Origin of the sequence: Mycobacterium sp. 29Ha, from assembly GCF_032883055.1 — a bacterium.
GTDB lineage: Bacteria > Actinomycetota > Actinomycetes > Mycobacteriales > Mycobacteriaceae > Mycobacterium > Mycobacterium gallinarum.
Window position 1 is genome coordinate 15360 of record NZ_JAMQTI010000002.1, and the last position, 20689, is coordinate 36048.

Sequence of the window (20689 nt, forward strand, 5' to 3'; positions counted from 1 at the left end):
GGGGGTGTAATGATCGCCAAGCTGCGCATTCTCGCAGCGCTGTGTGCGCTCGTCGCAGCGGTGATCGCGGTCGGCCAGTCCCACCCCGGCGGACCCATGCAGGTGCGCGCGTCGGATATTCCGATGACCAACGTCACAACCACCATCAAGTATCCGGTCATCGACATCACCGATCCGGACCCGTTCAACCCGTGCCGTGACCTCCCACTCGACGTGATGGGGTCCCTCGGCCTGACCTTCACACCGCCGATCCCCGAGGAAGGGATGCGGTGCAAGTACGACGCGGGCAACTATCAGATGACCGTCGAGGCCTTCGTGTGGAAGACGTTCGAAGAGGCGCTACCGGCGGATGCCATCCAACTCGACATCGACGGCCACCGTGCCGCGCAGTGGTGGGTCATGAAGCCGACCGACTGGAACAACCGCTGGTGGATCACCTGCGCCATCGGATTCGACACCGACTACGGCCTGATCCAACAGACGATCTTCTTCTCGACGATCTACTCCAACCCGCAACCGGACTGCATGCAGACCAACCTGCAGCGCGCCCACGAGCTGGTGCCGCACTACATCTTCCAGGGCCCTTCTAACGAGTGATCTTGTCCATCGGGCTCGAGCGTTCGAGCATTCCGATGGTTTCTTCACCGTCCCAGCGGTAGCGCACACCGGCCTGCTGTAGCGCCGGAAAGGTCCAATTCGCCATCTTCTCGAGCATTTCGGCGGGCACCTCGCTGGGATCGGTGATGTCGTGCGTCGACACCACGGTCTCACCCTCGATGTGCACGTTGCCGCGCGCGGTTTGAAGCACGACGGAGACGTCCTCCCCCTTTGGCTCCAGCCGGGTCAGCCACGGCGCCTGCACGGCACGCGCCGGGATCAGCTCACCGTCACCGTCAAACAGATAGCCCTCGTTGAACGCGGGCTCACCGTCGGGCCGCTGCGGGTAGGCGATGTAGCCGAACGCCCGTCCGCCCGGAAAGAGCGCCGACTGCCAGCAGTGGCCCCAGAACCCCTCGAGACGGCGTACGCCCTGGCGACGGATCCGGAGGCCGCTCCCCGCGAACGCGTGCTGTTCGCCTGCCACGTGCACTGAGCCCGTCGCCCGAAACAGCTGCTCGTAGCGGGGTCCTCCCATGAGATCGCCGACGATCGACGTCTTCAGCTGCGCCTCCGCATCGGCCTGCAGTGCGCCTTGCACCCACGGCGGCACCGCCATGATCGCCTCGACCTCAAATCGCAGGTCGACCGACGGCCCGTCCTTGCGACCCTCGATCAGGTCTGCCGACGACGTCGCGTTGGCCTTTCCGTCGAACGCCATGGTCCACACGTCGAACGGTCTGACGCACGTGAACGCGAGCGGGCCGGCGCCCAGGACCGACGGCTTACCGTCGGCGCCGATGGGCGACAGGCTCTTGCCCTCGTCACGCAGTCGGTACACGCGCCCGTCGGCGAACGCGACGTTCACCTGGACGCCGTGCGCCTCCCAGTTCGCGGCGACCGCTTCGACACCGATGCGTGGCAACCCCACACTGCCGCGGTCGTCGACGACCCAGAAACTCACCGAATCCCGCATCTCCGGGTTGTCCGGTCGCTGCGCGAACATGTATTCGCGCTCCGCGTCGATGCCGCCGGTCAGGTCAATTGCCATGCGAGCCTCCCAGGTGGGCGTCGACGTAGGTGGCGAACAGCGGCCGAATCGCGTTGGGATCCATACCGAATGCCTGCGCGTCGGTTTTCGGGTGTGGTTCGCGGTTCTCGGCGTTCTCGGCCCACCACGCGCGCATGCCGTCCTCGAACTCAGTGGTAACGGGTGCTCCGAGCCAGGCGTACAGTCGGCGCACCTGGCCGATCGGGTCGTCCTGCATAGCTCGGAAGTCGATGTCGAAGAAGCGATCATCGGCGCCGCCGGAGCGGAACTTCAGCACGCGGTCGATGCCCGTCGACCACTGTTTGACGTTGAGCTCACCCAGATACCGGCGGTCGACGTCATCGCTGAAGCCGGAGACGATGTCGGCGTATACATCGGCGACCGAGAGCATCACGTCGGTCGGGTCGCGGTGGGTCATCACGAATCGGGCATCCGGGAACACCCGGTCGAGGAAGCCGAGGGAGATCACGTGAGCGGGTGACTTCAACCGCCACGGTCGTGTGGGCTCACCCCACTGCAGCAGCTTGAGCACGCGAAGCTCGTAGTGGTAGGTGGACGTGAAGTCGGCCCCGTCCAGCAGCCAGTCGGAGTACGACGGTATCTGCGCGAACGCCTGGAACATCTGGGATTTGAAGTCGAGCGCCATCAGATCGAGGCATTCCATCGGTCCCGCAACGTCGTTGGGCACGTGGTGCCTGCTGCCGACGACGACGGGGCGCGCCTCGAGCGGGATTCTCGGATCGTCACCCTGCACCGTCGAAGGGGGCGGGCATGGCCGGGTGGACTCCCAACTGCGTAGGTAGCGGATGTGTGGATCGCGGGCCAGCAGGAACGACAGCGCCGTCGACCCGGTGCGGGGCAGACCGAGTCCGAACAGCGGTGCCTCGATCTGCTCGTCGTCGATCTCGGGATGACGGCGATACCAGTCCTCGACCTGTAGCCGCTGGCACAGGTGTAGTCCGATCCGGTCGTAGACGAACGCTTCGCCTCGGGCGTTCAGTCGCGCTTCCTCATCCAGGGCGCGCACGAGGATCCCGAGGCCCTCGCGGAAGGAGTCGTCGCCGAAGTCGTCGAGTCCGGTGCGTTGCACTGCGGCCCCGGTCAGGTCGTCCAGCGATGGCACGGTGCACCTCCCCTTCGGCGCAGAGTCAATTTGGTGACAGTACACTGTCACTATTATGAGCGAGTCGTCAATAGCGCGGCGCACCTACGACAACCGGGCGCGTCAGCAGAAAGCGGCCCAGACGCGGGAGCGCATCGTCGCGGCCGGCAGCGAATTGGTGCACGCGTTCGACTCCTGGAACTGGCGAGATCTGACGTTCAAGGCGGTGGCCGAACGGGCGGGCGTCGGCGAGCGCACCGTCTACCGGCACTTCCCCACCGAACGACATCTGCACGACGCGGTCATGCAACGACTGGAGTCCGAGGCGGGCATCTCCTACGAGGATGTCGACCTGGCCAACATCGACGAGGTGACGGCCAGAGTGTTCGCGTCCCTACAACGCTTCTCGGTACGGAAATCCGTTGACACGCCGCAGGATCCGACATTCGTCGGCGTCGACGCCCGTCGGCGCGAAGCGCTCGTACGTGCGGTGTCGGCGGCCGCCCCCGCGTGGTCGGCCGCCCAGCAGCAGATGGCTGCGGCCCTGCTCGACGTGCTGTGGAACGTGCCGAGTTATGAGCGGTTGGTGGGGGTATGGGGCATCGACGGGCCCGATGCGACGCGCGCGATCGGGTGGGTCATGGCCAAGGTGATCGGTGCTATCGAGGACGACGATGCGCCACCCGCGTAGCGTGCGTGAGATGACCGCGGTCTCCGACAACGCCACCTCCACACCATCCCGAGGCAGATTAGGGACATTCCGCGACCGGACCCTGACCCGACTGCTTCGCCTGCCCCCGCCGACGACCGAATATTCGGTGCACACCGTGCGGGTGCCGATGCGCGACGGTGTCGAATTGCTCGCCGACCACTACGAACCGGCGACTGCCCATCCGGCGGGCACGCTGCTGGTGCGCTGCCCATACGGCCGAGGCTTCCCGTTCTCCTCGATGTACGCCGGCGTGTACGCCGCGCGTGGGTACCACGTGGTGTTCCAAAGTGTGCGTGGCACATTCGGCTCCGGTGGGGACTTCGTCCCGATGGTCCACGAGAAGGCCGACGGCGCGGACACCGTCGAGTGGCTGAGGCGCCAGCCATGGTTCACCGGTTCGTTCGCCACCATAGGCCTGTCGTATCTCGGCTTCACCCAGTGGGCACTGCTCGCCGACCCACCACCAGAGATGAAGGCCGCCGTCATCACGGTGGGCCTGCACGATCCCAGCGGCCCGCGGTGGGGCACCGGCTCGTTCGGGCTGAACGACTTCCTCGGCTGGAGCGACCTGGTTGCGCGCCAGGAGGATCCGAAACTGCGTTCCACGATCCGGCAGTTGCGCGCCCGGCGTGCGTTGAGTCGGGCGACGAGCGGGCTCCCGGCAGGAGACGCCGGCCGAGCGCTACTGGGCAAGGGCGCGACGTGGTGGGAGGATTGGCTCTGCCATCCCGAGGCCGACGATCCGTTCTGGGCTGACAGGAGCGCGTGGGACGCGTTGCAGCGCACCGATGTTCCGGTGTTGCTGATCGGCGGCTGGCAAGACCTGTTTCTCGAGCAGACACTCACGCAATACGACACGCTGAAGCGACGCGGGGTCGACGTCGCCGCGACCATCGGATCGTGGACGCACACACAGGTCATGTACAAGGCGGCGGGGACGGTGACGCGCGAATCGCTGGACTGGTTCGACGCACACCTCGGCGGCAAAGGAACGACGCGCAGTCCGGTCCGCATCGAAGTGAACGGCAAAGGCTGGACCGACCTGCCGGAGTGGCCGCCAGCGATGCCCGAGCGAGTGCTCTACCTGCAACCCACCGGCCGTCTCGGCGACGCAGTGCCGCCCGACACCGCATCCCCGACCCGATTCACGTACAACCCGGTGGATCCGACCCCCACGATCGGCGGCCGGATGCTCGCACCCGAGGGTGGCTACCGCAAGGACGCGAAACTCGCCGAGCGGCCCGACGTGCTGTGCTTCACCGGCGACCGGCTGCCTGCCGATCTGTATGTCGTGGGGACACCGGTGGTCGAGTTGGCGCATTCCTGCGACAACCCGTACCACGACGTGTTCGTCCGGATCAGCGAAGTCGACGCCAAGGGCGTCTCCCGCAATGTGAGCGACGGATACCGCCGCAGCGCGACGGCTTCAGGTGATCCCGGCACCGTTCGCATCGAAATGGACGCGACCGCCCACCGATTCCGCGCCGGTTCGCGGATCCGGGTGCTGGTCGCCGGCGGCTCGCATCCGCGGTTCGTCCGCAATCTCGGTACCAACGAGCCCCTGGTCAGCGCGCGAGAGCTCATGGTGTCGACACACACCGTGCACCTCGGCGAGGGTGGCGTGTCGCGGCTCGTGCTGCCCGCGGGCCCTGATGCGCCTTCGGCGGCTGAGCAAACATAATTGCCGACCGTTGATTGCAGAATTCATGAAATGCAAGTGATTCATAGGAAACGCATATCCTAACGACAAAAGATGGCAGGCGAATGGCTATATGCCCTTTCGCCTGCCATCTCGTATACGGTCAGTCACCCAAAACAAAAAGCGGCGACGAGTGGGAGCCCCACACCTTTGGCGGCGAGACCAACGGCGGCGTCGTATGGATCGACACGTGGCCGGGTCGCTGAGTTGTGGTGCTGCCACCCGAATCGTGCGTGCTCGTCACGCTTGCGGCAGCGGCGCCCGGTGCCGACGCGATGGCGGCGGCGACGGCCCCGGCGCCCAACAGCATTGCGAAATTACGCGGCTTGATGTTCATTATCTTTCTCCCTCATCCATTTTCTGTTGCCGTGCATTTTCCGCACAACATTCAATTTAGGGAGAGATCGCACGCATGTCGCGTGCCTCATATCCAATTCAAAAAGTAGGGCCCGCCCCGCTTTCGCGGCAAACTTTTCTCAGCCGACGGCGCGGCGGACCTGGGCGGCCAGATTCTCGAGTTCCTCAGCCGAGTGGACCGGCGGTCCCCAGTCCGGATCGACGGGCAGCGGCACCCAGCTCTTACAGCCGGCGTACTCGGGCGTGCGGGGTAGACGCACGGGCTCCCGCAACGGGCTGGCCTGCACCACCAACACGGTGAGACGGTGCTTGGGCCGGAAGTCCAGCCGATCAGCCCGTACCGATGCGGCGGTCCAGATGTGCAGCGCCTCGATCTCATCGAGACTGTCTGGCCGGCCGACCTCGATGGCGGCGACAACCTTGGCGCCGGCCCGCAGGACGACCTCGGCCTCGCTACTGTCGGCGGCCGCGGCGTCGAGCAGATCGTGGTGTTCAGGCCGTACCCGCTCGGTATGGCTGTGGGCGACCGTGGGAAAGAACAAGAAGCGCGATGCGCTGAGCGCGAACCGCTTCTCGTGGATGCCGCCCTTGCGCAGTAGCACCGTCTGCCTGCCGTCGAGCAGGCCGTGCACCGCCGCGCCCCACTCCTTGAGCGCGGGCTGGGTCGGCGTCCGCGCGGTCACCCGGTGCCGGCGGCTCTGGCCTCGATGCGCGCCTGCACCTCGGGGCGCCTCAGCGGTGGAACCGTCTTGGGTGGTTGGCGTCGTGGCGCCAGCCCGGCCAACAGCCGGGTGGTGATCGCGGTGACCTCGGCGACGGCCTCCTCGAACGCTTCGGCGTTCGCTCCGGACGGCCGCGTGATTCCGCTGACCTTACGGACGTACTGACGTGAGGCCGCTTCGATTTCCTCCGCGGTGGCTGCCGGTTCGAGTCCGCGTAGCTCGGTGATGTTTCGGCACATGGCTCCACGATAGGTTCGAGCCATGACAGACCCCAACAACACCGACATCCTGCTGATCGACACCCAGGATCGGGTGCGGACGCTGACGCTGAACCGCCCGCGGGCCCGCAACGCCCTGTCCTCGGCGCTTCGCACCCAGTTCTTCCAGGCGCTGCGGGATGCGGAGAGCGCCGATGACGTCGACGTCGTCATCTTCACCGGCACCGACCCGGTGTTCTGCGCGGGACTGGACCTCAAGGAACTCGGCGACACCACCGAGCTGCCCGACATCTCGCCGAAGTGGCCCGCGATGACCAAGCCGGTGATCGGCGCGATCAACGGCGCGGCGGTGACGGGTGGCCTGGAGCTCGCGCTCTACTGCGACATCCTCATCGCCTCCGAGAACGCCCGGTTCGCCGACACCCACGCCCGGGTCGGGCTGCTGCCGACCTGGGGTTTGTCCGTGCGGCTACCGCAGAAGGTCGGTGTCGGAATGGCGCGCCGGATGAGCATGACCGGTGACTACCTCTCGGCCACCGAGGCACTGCGGGCCGGTCTGGTCACCGAGGTCGTGCCGCACGACGAGCTGATGCCCACTGCGCGCAGGGTGGCGGCGGCGATCGTCGGCAACAACCAGAAGGCGGTGCGGGCGCTGCTGGCGTCCTATCATCGCATCGACGAGGCCGGCACCGCCGAGGGTCTGGCCCTGGAGGCTGACTCGGCGGTCGCGTGGATGCGCTCGGCCAGCGGAGACGACATCGCCGCCAACCGCGCCGCGGTGTTCGAACGCGGAAGGGCACAGGTTCGGTGAACGAGGCCCACGAGCGCTGCGGCAGCGACGAGTGGCGTCAGATGATTCGCGAGGTCATCCTGCCGTGGGCGTTGGGCGAAACCGATTTGGGTGACGACGTTTTGGAGGTCGGTCCCGGCTATGGCGCGACCACCGACGTGCTCAGCGAGTCGGTGCCGAAGCTGACGTCGGTGGAGATCGACGAGCAGCTTGCAGCGATGCTGACCGACCGATTCGCCGACAAGCCCGGCGTGAGGATCGTGCGCGGCGATGCGACGGCACTGACGTACGAGGACGACCGGTTCACCGGTGCAGCGTGTTTCACGATGCTGCATCACGTTCCTACCATCGAGTTGCAGGACCGGCTGTTCGCCGAAGTCGCCCGTGTCCTTCGGCCCGGTGCCGCGCTGGTCGCCAGCGACAGCCTGGCCAGCGCCGAGCTCGAGGCGCATCACGAAGGCGACACGTACAACCCCGTCGACCCCGTGACACTGCAATCACGTTTGGAGGCAGCGGGTTTCGAACGCATCGAGGTGCGAACCAATCCGTACGGCTGGTCGGCGATCGCACACGTCGCTAGTTAGGGGGTGGGCGGCAGGTCGATGTCGACCTTGACCACCTGCTCGATTCCCGGCTGATACGTGACGGGCTCGGACGCGGTTGGGCCGAACACCGGACTCAACTCACCGCCGGGGCCGGCGAACTGGACGTTGAAGGCCGGCCTCGTCGGCGCGCTCGTGATGTACAGCGCCTCGCAGACGCCGTCCCTGAGGCGAGAGCGGAAGAATTGACCGACGGCCACTTTGGGGCCATCGGTCGCAACGCCGCCCTCGGAGAGGACCACCGAAGATCCTCGGCGAACGGCCCCGAGCGCTGACGTGCCGACGCATTGGTCGTCGCCGTCCACCGGTGCGAACGACTGGCGGATCTGCACGTAGACCGCGGTGCCGACCGTCGGCTCCGCCGCCGCCGACGGCGCCGCGACCAAACTTGCCGCTGCGCCGGCGGCAAGCGCGATCGCGAACCGTTTCATGGCCGTCAGCCTAACCAGTGCCCGCCACCAGCCAGCGTCCGGAGAACGCCCGCCAGCCGACGAACACGAGCCGCAGCACCATGAACGTCGACAGCCCGGCCCAGATACCGAGCAGGCCCCATCCGTAACCCAGCGACAGCCAGATCAGCGGCAGGAACCCGACCAGTGCGCTGATCAGTGTGGCGTTGCGCATGAACTTGGCGTCACCGGCACCCAGCAGCACCCCGTCGAGCGCGAAAACGATTCCGGCGACCGGCAATTGAGCGACCATGAACCACCACGGGACGCGAATAGCGTCGAGCACCGAACGGTCGTCGGTGAAGATGCTCGGGATGACCGAGGCGCCGACGGCAAACACACCTGCCAGCAGCGCGGAGGCGAGGGTGGAGAAGATCGTGACCCGCCACGCCACCGATCGTGCGTGCGCCAGCTGACCCGCGCCCAGCGCGGCACCCACCAGCGACTGTGCGGCGATCGCCAGCGAGTCCAGCACCAGGGCAAGAAAATTCCACAGCTGAAGCACCACCTGGTGCGCCGCGACCGCCGCGGCGCCGAACCTGGCGGCGACAGCGCCCGCAGAGACGAAGCACGCCTGAAAGGCCAAGGTGCGCAACAGCAGATCACGCCCCAGCACGACCTGTGCCCGCAGGATCGCCGGGTCGATCCGCAGGGACACCCGCTCCACGTATAGAGCGCGCAGGAAGAGGAGCGCAGCGAGCCACTGCCCGACGACGTTGGCCAACGCCGAGCCCTCCAGTTCGAGCCTGGGCATCCCCAGCCAGCCGTACACCAGCAGTGGGCACAGCAGGGCCGACAACACGAACCCCGTCACGACGTAGCGCAGCGGGCGCACGGTGTCCTGCACGCCGCGCATCCACCCGTTGCCCGCCGCCGAGATGAGGATCGCCGGAACGCCGAAAATCGCGATGCGTACCCACGGCAGGGCCTCGTCCGCGATCTCGCCGCCCTCCGAAGCCCCAGCCAATGCGGACACCAGCGGTACGGCGCCGGCCTGCACCACGATGACGATCACCATGCCCAGACCCAGTGCCAGCCAGGTAGCCTGCAGGCCTTCGCCGACCGCGGCCCGACGGTCGCCCGCACCGAAGAACCGCGCCGAGCGCGCGGTGGTGCCGTAGGACAGGAACGTCATCTGGGAGCTGAGAGTCGCCAGGATCAGTCCGCCGATGGCCAGGCCGGCCAGCGGCAGGGCGCCAAGGCGGCCGACGATGGCGATGTCGAACAGCAGATAAATCGGCTCTGCGGCCAGCACCCCGAGAGCCGGTAGCGCCAGGGCGGCGATGCGGCGGCCGGTCGTCCCCGGCTGACGCGTGGGCCCAGTCGGGACCGCCGCGCCGTCGGCCGGTTCAGTCAATGCGCCGGCTGATGGACGCGCGCGCAGACATGGTCAGCGGAGGGCCTCGCGGAGCGCCCGGACGACGTCGTCGGCGGACCCGTTCGCCGAATAGCCGGCCGCCTGTCGATGCCCACCGCCGCCGAAGGTGCTGGCGAGCGCCGCCAGGTCGTAGGACTTCGAGCGCATCGACACCGACCAGTGCCCGGGCTCGATCTCCTTGAAGACCGCGGCCACCTCGGCCTGTTGGGTCGTGCGCACGATGTCGACGATGCTCTCGACCTCCTCCGGCCGCGCCTTCTCCCATTCCTGGTGTCCCACAACGGTATACACCAGGCCGCGACCGTCGGCGGCGTCAGGCAGCAGTTGCGCCGAGGCCAGCACACGCGACAGCATCGGCAGCCACGCGAACGGGTGCGTGTCGAGCAGGGTACGGCTGATCGAGGCGTTGTCGACACCCAACTCGACGAGCCGGGCGGCCAGTCGGTGCGCGCGGGCGCTGGCCCAGCGGAATGAACCGGTGTCGGTGGTCAGCCCGGCGTACAGACAGTGCGCGACGCCGAGATCGATCGGCTTGCCCCAGGCGTCGAGGAGTTCGGCCACCAGCATGGTGGTGGAGTCCGCGGAGGGGTCGACGAAGTTGGCGGTGCCGAACATCAGGTTGGAGGCGTGGTGGTCGATGACCAAGACCTCGCGGTCGGAGTCGGCCAGCTCACTCAGTGCACCGAGGCGATTGACGCTGGGGATGTCGACGGTCACCACCAGATCGGCGTCCCGGAGCATCGCGTCGGGCTCGACGAGAAGGTGTGCGCCGGGCAGTGTCTGAAGCGATTCGGGCAGATCGGCCGGTGCCGCGAAGCTGACCTGAACGGTCTTGCCCGAATTGTCGAGTACCAGCGCCAAAGCCAGGCCGGCGCCCAGCGTGTCCGCGTCGGGATACACGTGGCACACCACACTGACACTGTGTGCCGCGGCCAGCAGGTCGGCCGCGCCGCGGGCGTCTACCCGGTCGCCTGTGGCGGGTGCGTCAGTCGCTTTGTCGATCGCGGTCACCGGTGTCCTCAGCGTCGAACTCGTCGTCTCGGTCCCCACCGCTTCCCAGCGCCCCTTCTACACGGTACGGGTCAGCCTCCCCGGCGTGCTGGGCACCTTCACGAACTCTCGCCAAATCCTCATCCGCGGCGCGCGCGCGAGCCAGCAGCTCCTCCATCCGGTTCGCCGCATCGGGCACGGTGTCCCGCGCGAACGCCAAGGTGGGGGTGAAGCGCACGCCGAGCGCCGCTCCCACCCTGGAGCGCAGCACACCCGTCGCCTTCGACAGCCCGGCCTCCGCGCCGGCGTAATCCGGCTCCTCGTCGAGCGAACTGCCCAGGACGGTGTAATACAGCGTGGCGTCGTGCAGGTCGTTCGTCACCTTGGCGTCGGTGATCGTCACGCCGGCCAGTCGCGGATCCTTGATCTCGTACTCGATCGCCGTGGCGACGATCTCGGATATGCGCTTGGCCAGCCGGCGTGCCCGTGCCGGATCGGGCATGCTCAGGCCCTCTGTTCTTCGCCTGAGCGGCTCATCACGTGCGTTCCTTCTCGACGAGCTCGTACGCCTCGATGACGTCGCCTTCCTTGATGTCGGAGTACGTCAGCGTGAGACCACACTCGTATCCGTCGCGCACCTCGGTGACGTCGTCCTTCTCCCGTCGCAACGAGGAGATCGTGACGGTCTCGGCCACCACGACGTTGTCGCGAAGCAGTCGCGCCTTGGCGTTGCGGCGGATGAGACCGGAGGTGACGAGGCAACCGGCGATGTTGCCGACCTTCGACGAACGGAAGATCGCGCGGATCTCGGCGCGGCCGAGTTCCTTCTCCTCGTAGACCGGTTTGAGCATGCCCTTGAGCGCGCTCTGGATCTCGTCGATGGCCTGGTAGATCACTGAGTAGTACCGGATGTCGACGCCCTCGCGGTTGGCCAGCTCGGTGGCCTTGCCCTCGGCACGGACATTGAAGCCGATGATGATCGCATCCGAAGCCGACGCCAGGTTGACGTTGGTCTCGGTGACACCACCGACGCCGCGGTCGATGACACGCAACTCGACCTCGTCGTCGATCTCGATACCCAGCAGGGCCTCTTCCAGCGCCTCGACGGTGCCGGAGTTGTCACCCTTGAGGATCAAGTTCAGCTGCGACGTCTCCTTCAACGCTGCATCGAGATCGTCCAGGCTGATCCGCTTACGCGTGCGCGCGGCCAGTGCGTTGCGCTTGCGCGCGCTGCGCCGGTCTGCGATCTGCCGGGCGATGCGGTCCTCGTCGACGACGAGCAGGTTGTCACCGGCACCGGGCACCGACGTGAACCCGACAACCTGCACCGGGCGTGACGGCAGCGCCTCTTCGACATCCTCGCCGTGTTCGTCGACCATGCGCCGGACGCGACCGTACGCGTCGCCGGCCACGATCGAGTCACCGACGCGCAGGGTGCCGCGCTGGATGAGCACCGTGGCAACCGGTCCGCGACCGCGGTCCAGGTGCGCCTCGATGGCCACACCCTGGGCTTCCATATCCGGGTTCGCCCGCAGGTCGAGTGCGGCATCTGCGGTCAGCAGCACCGCCTCGAGCAGCGCCTGGATGTTGGTGCCCTGCTTCGCCGAGATGTCGACGAACATCGTGTCGCCACCGAAGTCCTCAGCCACCAGGTTGTACTCGGTGAGCTGGGCCCGGATCTTCGACGGGTCGGCGCCCTCTTTGTCGATCTTGTTGACCGCCACCACGATCGGCACGTCGGCCGCCTGTGCGTGGTTGATGGCCTCCACCGTCTGCGGCATGACGCCGTCATCGGCCGCGACCACCAGGATCGCGATGTCGGTGGCCTTCGCACCGCGCGCACGCATGGCGGTGAACGCCTCGTGGCCCGGGGTGTCGATGAAGGTGATCGGCCGTTCGCTGCCGTCGTGTTCGACGGCAACCTGGTAGGCGCCGATGTGCTGGGTGATGCCGCCGGCCTCGCCCTCACGCACGCTGGCGTTACGGATGGTGTCGAGCAGTCGGGTCTTGCCGTGGTCGACGTGACCCATGACGGTGACGACCGGCGGGCGGACCTCGAGATCGTCCTCGCCGCCCTCGTCTTCGCCGTAGGTGAGATCGAACGACTCCAGCAGTTCGCGGTCCTCGTCCTCCGGGGACACCACCTGCACGACGTAGTTCATCTCGCCGCCGAGCAGTTCGAGCGTCTCGTCGCCCACGGACTGCGTCGCGGTCACCATCTCGCCGAGATTGAACAGTGCCTGCACCAGGGCTGCCGGGTTGGCATCGATCTTCTCGGCGAAGTCCACCAGCGATGCGCCGCGGGCGAGCCGGATGACCTCACCATTGCCGTGCGGCAACCGCACGCCACCGACGACGGGTGCCTGCATGTTCTCGTATTCGGCGCGTTTCGCCCGCTTTGACTTACGTCCACGCTTGGGCGCACCGCCGGGACGGCCGAACGCACCCGCCGCGCCACCGCGCTGGCCGGGACGACCGCCACCACCGGGACGACCTCGGAAGCCTCCAGCAGCCGCTCCGCCTGCGCCGCCACCACCGCCGGCGCCGCCGCCGCGGTAGTTACCGCCGCCGCCACCGCCGCCGGGACCGCCTGGACGACCACCTCCGCTGCCGCCGCCGGGACCACGGCCACCTGGACCGGGACGCGGGCCGCCGGGGCGACCGCCGCCGGCGCCGACACCCGGCCGGGGTCCGGCCGGACGTGGAGGCATATTGCCCGGCGACATGCCCGGGCGAGGGGCTCCCGGTCGCGGGGCACCCGGACGGGGTGCCTGCGGACGCGGAGCCGGCCGCTCGACCGGCGTCTGGGACGAGAAAGGATTGTTGCCGACGCGCGGTGCCCGCGCGGCGGGCTTGGGCGCCGGGCCGGGCCGGGGACCGGGCGTCGCACCCGGGGTCGGCGCAGGCTGAGCCGGGGGTGCGGCCGGCGGTGCCGCGGGTTGCGGCGTCGCTGCGGCTGCCGGGGGTGCCGCGGGCTCAGGGGGTGCTGCGGGTGCGGGCGGAGGCGCGGGCGCCGCCGGCTTGGGAGCGCCGGGCTTTGCGGCCGTCGCGGCAGCCTTGGCCGGCGCGCTGGCCGGCGAACCATTGCCGCTTGCCGGGGCCTTGTCCGCGGCGGGTTTGCCGCCGCCGAAGGATTCGCGCAACCGGCGCGCAACGGGGGCCTCCACAGTGGAGGACGCGGATTTGACGAATTCGCCCTGATCGCTCAGTCGGGCGAGAACTTCCTTACTGGTGACACCGAGCTCTTTTGCCAACTCGTGTACACGGGCCTTACCTGCCACTACAACTCCTGTCTAGGAGGCGGCAGCGGTGGTCGGCGCCGCGCCTCGGGTTAGCTATGACGCATGGTCATCGAGACTTCACGGTGTGCTCATGTTCTTCGCTACCTGTCCTGTCGCCTTGGTGCGCGGCCACTTCAGCGCCTCGAACTGCGCTCAAATGCTCTTGCACCGCGGTGGTGTCCGGTGAACCGGTGATCCGTAACGCTCGGACGAATGCTCGCCGCCGGATTGCTGCGTCTAGACACTGCGGATCGAGGTGCAACCAAGCACCCCGCCCCGGCAGCTTTCTCGCGGTGTCAACGGTCACGGCACAGTCGCCATTCCCGCCGTCCGCAGCCACTACACGAAGCAGTTCGACGGCCAGCTCTCGCTTCCGGCAGCCGACGCACGTACGAACCGGTCCCTCTGGTCGTCTGTGCGGCGAAGCTGGAGTCTCGCGCTGGATCACGGTTCAGTCTAGCCATACCTGGTCGATGCACCTAAATGGCCGTCCGTGCCGATCAGTCGCGGCACCGACTGCGCGTCATCCAGCCGGTACAGCCTCGGCATCGCTGCGGATGTCGATGCGCCAGCCCGTCAGCCGGGCCGCGAGCCGGGCGTTCTGCCCTTCCTTGCCGATCGCGAGCGACAGCTGGAAATCCGGCACGACGACGCGGGCGGCGCGGGCGGCCTCGTCGATGACGCTCACCGACACCACCTTGGCCGGCGACAGCGCGTTGGCTACGAACTTCGCCGGGTCGGGGTCGAAGTCGATGATGTCGATCTTCTCGCCGGACAGCTCGCTCATCACGTTGCGCACCCGCTGGCCCATCGGGCCGATGCACGCCCCCTTGGCGTTGAGCCCCGAGACCCGCGACGTCACCGCGATCTTCGACCGGTGGCCGGCCTCGCGGGCGACTGCCACGATCTCCACCGAACCTTCGGCGATCTCGGGGACCTCCAGCGAGAACAGCTTGCGCACCAGGTTGGGGTGGGTGCGCGACAGCGTGATCAACGGTTCGCGGGCGCCGCGGCTGACGCCGACGACGTAGCAGCGCAGGCGGTCGCCGTGTTCGTAACGCTCCCCCGGCACCTGCTCGGCCGACGGGATGACGCCTTCGGAACCCTTGGTCTCGCTGCCCATGCGGACGACGACGAGGCCCCGCGCATTGGCTCGGGCATCGCGCTGGATGACACCGGCGACGATGTCACCCTCGCGGGCAGAGAACTCGCCGTAGTTCTTCTCGTTCTCGGCATCGCGCAACCGCTGCAGGATCACCTGACGCGCAGTGGTCGCGGCGATGCGGCCGAAACCCTCTGGCGTGTCGTCCCATTCGGAGATGACGTTGCCGTCTTCGTCGGTCTCCCGCGCCATCACCTGGACGACGCCCGTCTTGCGGTCGATCTCGATGCGCGCGTCCGCCTCGTGCCCCTCGGTGTGGCGGTACGCCGTCAGCAACGCTGACTTGATGGTCTCGACGACGACGTCGACCGAAATTCCTTTGTCAGCCTCAATGGCGTGCAACGCCGCCATGTCGATGTTCACCGCGGGCCCCCCTTCCCAGCTTGACCGGCCAGCTCCAACTCACGCTTGTTCGGAGGTGAAAACTCAACCTGTACAACCGCTTTGGCGATGTCTTCCATCGGTAGCTCACGGACCGACAGATCGGCACCACGCCCTTTACGTACCACCAATCGCACGGTGCCATCGCTGGTTTCACCCAATCTGCCAGTCAATTCGGCACCATCTGACAGCGTCAGCTCGACCTTGCGCCCGCGCGCGCGGCGGAAGTGCTTCTCGGTGGTCAGCGGGCGGTCCACTCCCGGCGAGGTGACCTCGAGGACGTATGGCGTCGCATCGCCGTCGAGGCGATCCAACAGTTCGGATGCGGATCGTGAGAGTGCGGCGGCCGAATCCAGATTCAGACCGTCGTCGCTATCGGCCACCACCGTGATGCGGGGCGGACGTGCGGCGGCGTCAATAGTGACGTCTTCGATGTCGTAGCCTGCGCGCGCGAATTCACCACCAAGCAGCTCGATGACCTGCTGCTGCGAAGGTAATCCCGCAGACCGCTCCGTCACGGCGAGCTCCTCATCTTGAATTGTTCGGACACAGGTTCGGCGTGTCCTGGCACGTGGACACTGAAACCGTCTTCCAACGATACGCCAGCGCCGCCGCGGCAACCGGCAAAAAGCGCGGTGGGCGTCGGCGGTCGCTGCAATGGCAAGATGTTGCACGTGCCGAGCCCGAACCCGACCGTCAGCAGGCGACGAGTGCTGATCGGCACGGCGGCCTTGGCATTGCTCGGCGCGTCGGTGGCCGCATGCGGTTCGTCGGAACCGCCCCCCGAGGTCGACGAGCTGGCCGCCCAACTCGAACGGGCCCGCACCGACAGCCAATTGGCAACCGAGGCGGCGGCCGCCGCGCGCGGCGACATCGTCGAAGCCTTGAACGCCGTGGCGTCCGAGCGAGCGGCGCACGCCCAGGCGCTGACCGACGAACTGGTCAGGATGCGCGGGACGGATGCGCCCACCGCCACCCCGACCAGCACGACGGCAGCGCCGGCCGCGGCCCCGACTGTGAAGGACGTGATCTCGGCGCTGAGGCAGTCCGCGGCCAGCGCGACCGAACTGGCGACCAAGATGTCGGGTTACCGAGCCGGCCTGCTGGGCTCGATCGCCGCGGCATGCACCGCGGCCTACACCGTGGCATTGGTTCCGCCGGGGCGCGCGCAATGACGTCCCCGGAACCGACACCCTCGACGACGACGTCGTCGCGGGTCGCCGAACCGACCAGCCCATCGCGGCCGCAGAACTCCGCCGACGCCGCGTTGTTCGACGCGATCGCGACGGCGCAGGCGTCGATCTACGGCTATGGGATCGTGTCGGCTCATTCCGCCCCCGACCTGAACTACCTCGTCTCGTCGTCGATGGCCGCGCACCGCAAAGAGCGCGAGGAGGCATTGGCGATGCTGCAGGCACGTTCCGTGGACGCCCCGCTGCCCGCGGCAGGGTACGAGTTGCCGATGGAGGTGAACAACCCCACCGACGCGGCCAATCTCGCGGTGCGAATGGAAGAAGACTCCGCGGTTGCGTGGCGGGCCGTCGTCGAACAGGCCACCGACGAGAAGGAGCGCGCGTTCGCGGTGGGCGCGCTGACGGATTGCGCGGTCAGGGCGGCACGATGGACCCGCGCTCTGGGCACGACACCGATCACGGTCGCCTTCCCCGGCGGCTCTGAATAAACCCCGCCTGGCGCGAGGGCGGCGCTCAGGTTCTCAGTGCCGTCGCAATGTCGTTGGCCGCGTTTTCGATTGAGATTTCCCGGTTTTCGCCGGTGAACCGGTTGCGTAACTCCACGACGCCGTCGGCCCAGCCGCGGCCGACCACCACGATCCACGGCACACCGAGTAGCTCGGCGTCCTTGAATTTGATTCCTGGCGAGGCTTTCCGGTCATCGAGCAGCAGCTCAAGACCTTGGGCGTCCAACGCGGTGGCCAGTTCCTCGGCGCCGGCGCGGGCGGCGTCGTCCTTGTTGGCGATGACGACGTGGAGATCGAACGGGGACACCGACGACGGCCAGCGCAGGCCCAGCTCGTCGTGGTGCTGTTCGGCGATCACCGCGACCAGCCGCGACACCCCGATGCCGTAGGACCCCATGGTCAGGCGCACCGGCTTACCGTTCTCGCCGAGCACGTCGGCCTCGAACGCGTCGGTGTACTTGCGGCCCAACTGGAATATGTGGCCGATCTCGATGCCGCGGGCCGACACCAGGGGTCCTGCGCCGTCGGGTGACGGATCACCGTCGCGTACCTCGGCCGCCTCGATCGTGCCGTCGGCGACGAAGTCCCGTCCGGCGACCAGGCCCACCACGTGCTTACCCGGTTCGTCGGCGCCGGTGATCCACGACGTGCCGTCGACCACCCTGGGGTCGACCAGGAACCGAACTTTGTTGGCCAGCAACGCTTTCGGGCCGATATAGCCTTTGGCCAGGAACGGGTGCTTGGCGAAGTCGGCGTCGTCGAGCAGCGCGTACTCGGCCGGTTCCAGCGCGGCGCCCAATCGCTTGTCGTCGACCTCGCGATCGCCGGGCACGCCGACGGCCAACAGCTCCCAGTCACCACCGGGCACCCGGGTCTTCAGCATCACGTTCTTGAGCGTGTCCGCGGCGGTGACCTCGCGGTCCAGCACCGAGTTGGCCCAAGCGACGAGCGTCGCGATCGTCGGCGTGTCCGGGGTGTCGTACACCGTGGCGTCGGGCTGACCCTCGATCGGCAGCGCATCCGGGACCGCCGTCGTGACGGCCTCCACGTTGGCGGCGTAGCCGGATTCATCGCAGCGCACGAACGTGTCCTCACCGATGTCGCTTTCGGCCAGGAACTCCTCGGACGCACTGCCGCCCATGGCGCCGGACACCGCCGAGACGATCACGTACTCCACGCCCAGCGTGTCGAAGATGCGTTGGTACGCAGCGCGATGCGCCTGATACTGCGTCCGCAGTCCGTCGTCGTCGACGTCGAACGAATACGAATCCTTCATGACGAACTCACGGCCCCGCAGGATGCCTGCTCGCGGGCGCGCCTCGTCGCGGTACTTCGTCTGGATTTGGAACAGCAGCAGCGGGAAATCCTTGTAGCTGCTGTACTCCCCCTTGACCGTCGTGGTGAAGAACTCTTCGTGCGTCGGCCCCAGCATGTAGTCGTTGCGTCTGCGGTCTTGCAGCCGGAAGACGCCGTCGCCGTATTCGGTCCAGCGGTTGGTGACCTCGTAGGGCGCCTTGGGCAGCAGCGCGGGGAACAGAATCTCCTGCCCGCCGATACGGTTCATCTCGGCGCGGACGACCGCCTCGATCTTGCGCAGCACCCGCAGACCCAGCGGCAGCCAGCTGTACAGCCCCGGGCCGATCGGGCGGACGTAGCCGGCCCTGATCAACAACTTGTGGCTGGCAACCTCGGCGTCGGCGGGGTCGTCACGCAGGGTGCGCAGGAACAGCTGCGACATGCGGGTGATCACAGCCGACAACCTTAGTGAGCGCTGTCGGGTGAGGTTGCCGCGGCCGCGTTACCCGTCGGCGCCGTCGTTGCCGTCAGAGCTGCCCGCGGTGCCGGTGGCGGTGCCGCCGGTTCCGCCGTCGCCACTCGGTGTGCCGCCGTCGCCACCGTCGCCGCCGAACGCGTGGCCGATGGGATTGGTGGCGTCACCGCCGTTGCCGCCGTCCCCGCCCCCGACCCCAGGACCACCATCGCCGCCGCGGCCGCCGTCCCCGCCGGTGGCTACTGGATTGGTGACGCCACTGCCGCCGCCGAAGCCACCGGCCCCGGCCCGGCCGCCGTCGCCACCATCGCCCGACGAAACGAAGCCGCCGTTGCCGGTGCCGCCGTCTCCGCCATCACCGCCGGAGGCGTTGCCGTCCGCGAAGACTCCTTCTGCGAAATCACCGTGCGAGGAGGCGTTTCCACCATCGCCGCCGCTGCCGCGCACCGCGTCGCCGCCGTCGCCACCGTCACCACCGACCGCGTCGCCCCTCGAGCTGACGACGCTGTTGCTACCGTTCCCGCCGTTTCCACCGCGGGTACCCATGCCGTCGCGGATGCCGCCGTCGCCACCGTCACCACCGCTGCCGCCGGTGGCAGTGGCGCCCAGGCCGGTGGTGGCTGCGATCAGGCCGGCGTTGCCGCCGTCGCCGCCCCAGCCAGAAGTGCTATCGCCGCCATTGCCGCCGCTGCCGGCGGTGGCGTCACCGTCGGTGGTTGCGGCGCTGCCGCCGTTGCCACCTTCGCCGCCGTCGAGCCCGCCGTCGCCGCCGTTGCCGCCATTGCCGCCGGTCGCGGGCCCGCGAAGGGTATTCTCGACCCGTTCGCCGTTGATGATTCTGATCGTGCCGGCGTTGCCGCCGTGGCCGCCGTCGCCGCCCACCCCGTTTGGTGCGGAACCACCGTTGCCGCCATCGCCGGCCGTCCCACCGGTGATCCCTGTGGCGTCGCCACCGATACCGCCGTAGCCCCCGTTACCCCGCAGCAGGCCTGCCGATCCGCCGTCGCCACCGTCCTGGCCGGGCCCACCGTTCGCGCCGTTGCCGCCGTTGCCGACAAGGATGCCGCCGTGTCCGCCGTTCTGGCCCGGCGCCACGCCATCGGCGCCGTTGCCGATGAGGAAGCCACCGGCGGCGCCAGCCGTCACGGCGTCGCCGATGAGCCAGCCTCCCGGTCCGATCATGTTCAGCGGGTTGGCCTGAATCTGCGCCGGCAGGCCGAGGATGCGCGCGAGCACGAGGTCGGTATTGCCGATGAGCGCGAGCTGTTGGGTCCGCGCGAACGCCGGAGGGATGCGGTCCCTCGCGTCGGACACAGCGCTGGGTAAGCGCTCGCCGGTGGGCGTCGCGCCGGCGAGGGCGAGGGGCACCGACGCATTCGATGACGTACGCGCGGTGGACGAAGCGGCCGACGTGAGCCCGCTCGCCGAGGGCACGAACCCGGTCAGCGCGCCGAACAGACCTGCCCCCGACGAGTTCACCCCGCCACCTGACGCTCCGGTGGTCCATGTTCCAGTGACGGCGGTCAGCAGGGTGTTCGGCGTCGGGATCTGCAACCCGACCAGGGCCGGGGCCGTGCGCGCCAGCGCGGCCGGCTTGGCAGGCGCGACTGGCTCGGGCTGGGTTCCGGCCAGTGCGGCGCCGGCGGCAACCACGCTGCCGGTAGCCAACGCCGCGGTGAGCATCCGGAACTGGGTCGGTGACGACTTCCGTGCACGCTTCGACATGCC

At 68.1% G+C, this 20689-nt stretch carries 22 protein-coding genes; 7 read left to right on the forward strand and 15 right to left on the reverse strand.

Annotated features, from left to right (window positions below; all coding sequences use genetic code 11):
• Positions 1-9: 9 nt before the first annotated feature.
• Positions 10-597 (forward strand): DUF3558 domain-containing protein, encoded by a 588-nt coding sequence (locus M1248_RS02625; protein WP_163726420.1) that lies wholly within the window; start codon positions 10-12, stop codon positions 595-597.
• On the opposite strand, the gene M1248_RS02630 is transcribed toward M1248_RS02625, so the two are convergent.
• Both M1248_RS02630 and M1248_RS02635 read right to left on the reverse strand, forming a co-directional pair.
• Positions 587-1648, reverse strand: a complete 1062-nt coding sequence (locus M1248_RS02630) for a hypothetical protein (RefSeq protein ID WP_163726418.1) — start codon at positions 1646-1648, stop codon at positions 587-589. The two genes, M1248_RS02625 and M1248_RS02630, sit on opposite strands and share 11 nt — an antisense overlap.
• Positions 1638-2771, reverse strand: a complete 1134-nt coding sequence (locus M1248_RS02635) for a sulfotransferase (RefSeq protein WP_317147476.1) — start codon at positions 2769-2771, stop codon at positions 1638-1640. The genes M1248_RS02630 and M1248_RS02635 overlap by 11 nt, the downstream gene beginning before the upstream one ends.
• Positions 2772-2826: 55 nt before the next feature.
• Here M1248_RS02635 and M1248_RS02640 point away from each other — a divergent pair, with 55 nt between their 5' ends.
• The gene (locus M1248_RS02640; protein WP_163726410.1) at positions 2827-3441 is read left to right on the forward strand and encodes a TetR/AcrR family transcriptional regulator; all 615 of its coding nucleotides are present in this window, start codon (positions 2827-2829) and stop codon (positions 3439-3441) included.
• Positions 3442-3451: 10 nt separating this feature from the next.
• Positions 3452-5143 carry a CocE/NonD family hydrolase gene (locus M1248_RS02645; protein WP_317147477.1) on the forward strand — a complete coding sequence of 564 codons (1692 nt, stop codon included), beginning with the start codon at positions 3452-3454 and terminating at the stop codon, positions 5141-5143.
• A 121-nt stretch (positions 5144-5264) separates the two neighbouring features.
• Here the strand turns inward: M1248_RS02645 and M1248_RS02650 are convergent, their stop codons facing one another.
• The 3 genes from M1248_RS02650 to M1248_RS02660 all read right to left on the reverse strand — a co-directional run bounded on the left by M1248_RS02650 (position 5265) and on the right by M1248_RS02660 (position 6479).
• Complete coding sequence (locus tag M1248_RS02650; RefSeq protein ID WP_278221717.1) at positions 5265-5498, reverse strand: hypothetical protein; 234 nt, start codon at positions 5496-5498, stop codon at positions 5265-5267.
• Positions 5499-5637: 139 nt separating this feature from the next.
• Positions 5638-6201, reverse strand: a complete 564-nt coding sequence (locus M1248_RS02655) for a DUF1802 family protein (RefSeq protein WP_163726404.1) — start codon at positions 6199-6201, stop codon at positions 5638-5640.
• On the reverse strand, positions 6198-6479 hold the full coding sequence (locus tag M1248_RS02660) for a DUF2277 family protein (RefSeq protein ID WP_163726401.1): 282 nt from the start codon (positions 6477-6479) through the stop codon (positions 6198-6200). The genes M1248_RS02655 and M1248_RS02660 overlap by 4 nt, the downstream gene beginning before the upstream one ends.
• Positions 6480-6501: 22 nt before the next feature.
• Between M1248_RS02660 and M1248_RS02665 the strand changes: the two genes are divergently transcribed.
• Positions 6502-7269: an enoyl-CoA hydratase gene (locus M1248_RS02665; protein WP_163726398.1), complete on the forward strand. Its 768-nt coding sequence runs from the start codon at positions 6502-6504 to the stop codon at positions 7267-7269.
• Entirely contained in the window at positions 7266-7832 is a 567-nt protein-coding gene (locus M1248_RS02670) for a class I SAM-dependent methyltransferase (protein WP_163726395.1), read from the forward strand. The genes M1248_RS02665 and M1248_RS02670 overlap by 4 nt, the downstream gene beginning before the upstream one ends.
• On the opposite strand, the gene M1248_RS02675 is transcribed toward M1248_RS02670, so the two are convergent.
• The 8 genes from M1248_RS02675 to rimP form a co-directional block, all read right to left on the reverse strand.
• The gene (locus M1248_RS02675) at positions 7829-8281 is read right to left on the reverse strand and encodes a hypothetical protein (protein WP_317147478.1); all 453 of its coding nucleotides are present in this window, start codon (positions 8279-8281) and stop codon (positions 7829-7831) included. The genes M1248_RS02670 and M1248_RS02675 overlap by 4 nt on opposite strands.
• A 10-nt stretch (positions 8282-8291) precedes the next feature.
• Positions 8292-9656, reverse strand: a complete 1365-nt coding sequence (locus M1248_RS02680; RefSeq protein ID WP_232076069.1) for an MATE family efflux transporter — start codon at positions 9654-9656, stop codon at positions 8292-8294.
• A gap of 33 nt (positions 9657-9689) precedes the next feature.
• Positions 9690-10688 carry a DHH family phosphoesterase gene (locus M1248_RS02685; protein ID WP_163726388.1) on the reverse strand — a complete coding sequence of 333 codons (999 nt, stop codon included), beginning with the start codon at positions 10686-10688 and terminating at the stop codon, positions 9690-9692.
• Positions 10663-11169: a 30S ribosome-binding factor RbfA gene (gene rbfA, locus M1248_RS02690; RefSeq protein WP_163726385.1), complete on the reverse strand. Its 507-nt coding sequence runs from the start codon at positions 11167-11169 to the stop codon at positions 10663-10665. Before rbfA ends, M1248_RS02685 begins: the two co-directional genes overlap by 26 nt.
• 34 nt (positions 11170-11203) lie before the next feature.
• Positions 11204-13948, reverse strand: coding sequence for a translation initiation factor IF-2 (infB, locus tag M1248_RS02695; protein ID WP_163726381.1), 2745 nt, complete (start codon positions 13946-13948; stop codon positions 11204-11206).
• A gap of 67 nt (positions 13949-14015) precedes the next feature.
• Positions 14016-14396, reverse strand: a complete 381-nt coding sequence (locus tag M1248_RS02700) for a YlxR family protein (protein WP_317147479.1) — start codon at positions 14394-14396, stop codon at positions 14016-14018.
• A 75-nt stretch (positions 14397-14471) separates the two neighbouring features.
• On the reverse strand, positions 14472-15473 hold the full coding sequence (nusA, locus tag M1248_RS02705) for a transcription termination factor NusA (protein ID WP_163726375.1): 1002 nt from the start codon (positions 15471-15473) through the stop codon (positions 14472-14474).
• Positions 15470-16009, reverse strand: coding sequence for a ribosome maturation factor RimP (gene rimP, locus M1248_RS02710; protein WP_317147480.1), 540 nt, complete (start codon positions 16007-16009; stop codon positions 15470-15472). Before rimP ends, nusA begins: the two co-directional genes overlap by 4 nt.
• Before the next feature lie 147 nt (positions 16010-16156).
• Between rimP and M1248_RS02715 the strand changes: the two genes are divergently transcribed.
• Positions 16157-16666, forward strand: a complete 510-nt coding sequence (locus M1248_RS02715) for a hypothetical protein (protein WP_174262008.1) — start codon at positions 16157-16159, stop codon at positions 16664-16666.
• Positions 16663-17172 carry a ferritin-like domain-containing protein gene (locus tag M1248_RS02720; RefSeq protein WP_317147481.1) on the forward strand — a complete coding sequence of 170 codons (510 nt, stop codon included), beginning with the start codon at positions 16663-16665 and terminating at the stop codon, positions 17170-17172. The genes M1248_RS02715 and M1248_RS02720 overlap by 4 nt, the downstream gene beginning before the upstream one ends.
• 25 nt (positions 17173-17197) lie before the next feature.
• Here the strand turns inward: M1248_RS02720 and M1248_RS02725 are convergent, their stop codons facing one another.
• Both M1248_RS02725 and M1248_RS02730 read right to left on the reverse strand, forming a co-directional pair.
• Complete coding sequence (locus M1248_RS02725; RefSeq protein WP_163726363.1) at positions 17198-18940, reverse strand: proline--tRNA ligase; 1743 nt, start codon at positions 18938-18940, stop codon at positions 17198-17200.
• A 48-nt stretch (positions 18941-18988) separates the two neighbouring features.
• Positions 18989-20686 carry a hypothetical protein gene (locus M1248_RS02730; protein ID WP_317147482.1) on the reverse strand — a complete coding sequence of 566 codons (1698 nt, stop codon included), beginning with the start codon at positions 20684-20686 and terminating at the stop codon, positions 18989-18991.
• Between the last annotated feature and the right edge of the window lie 3 nt (positions 20687-20689).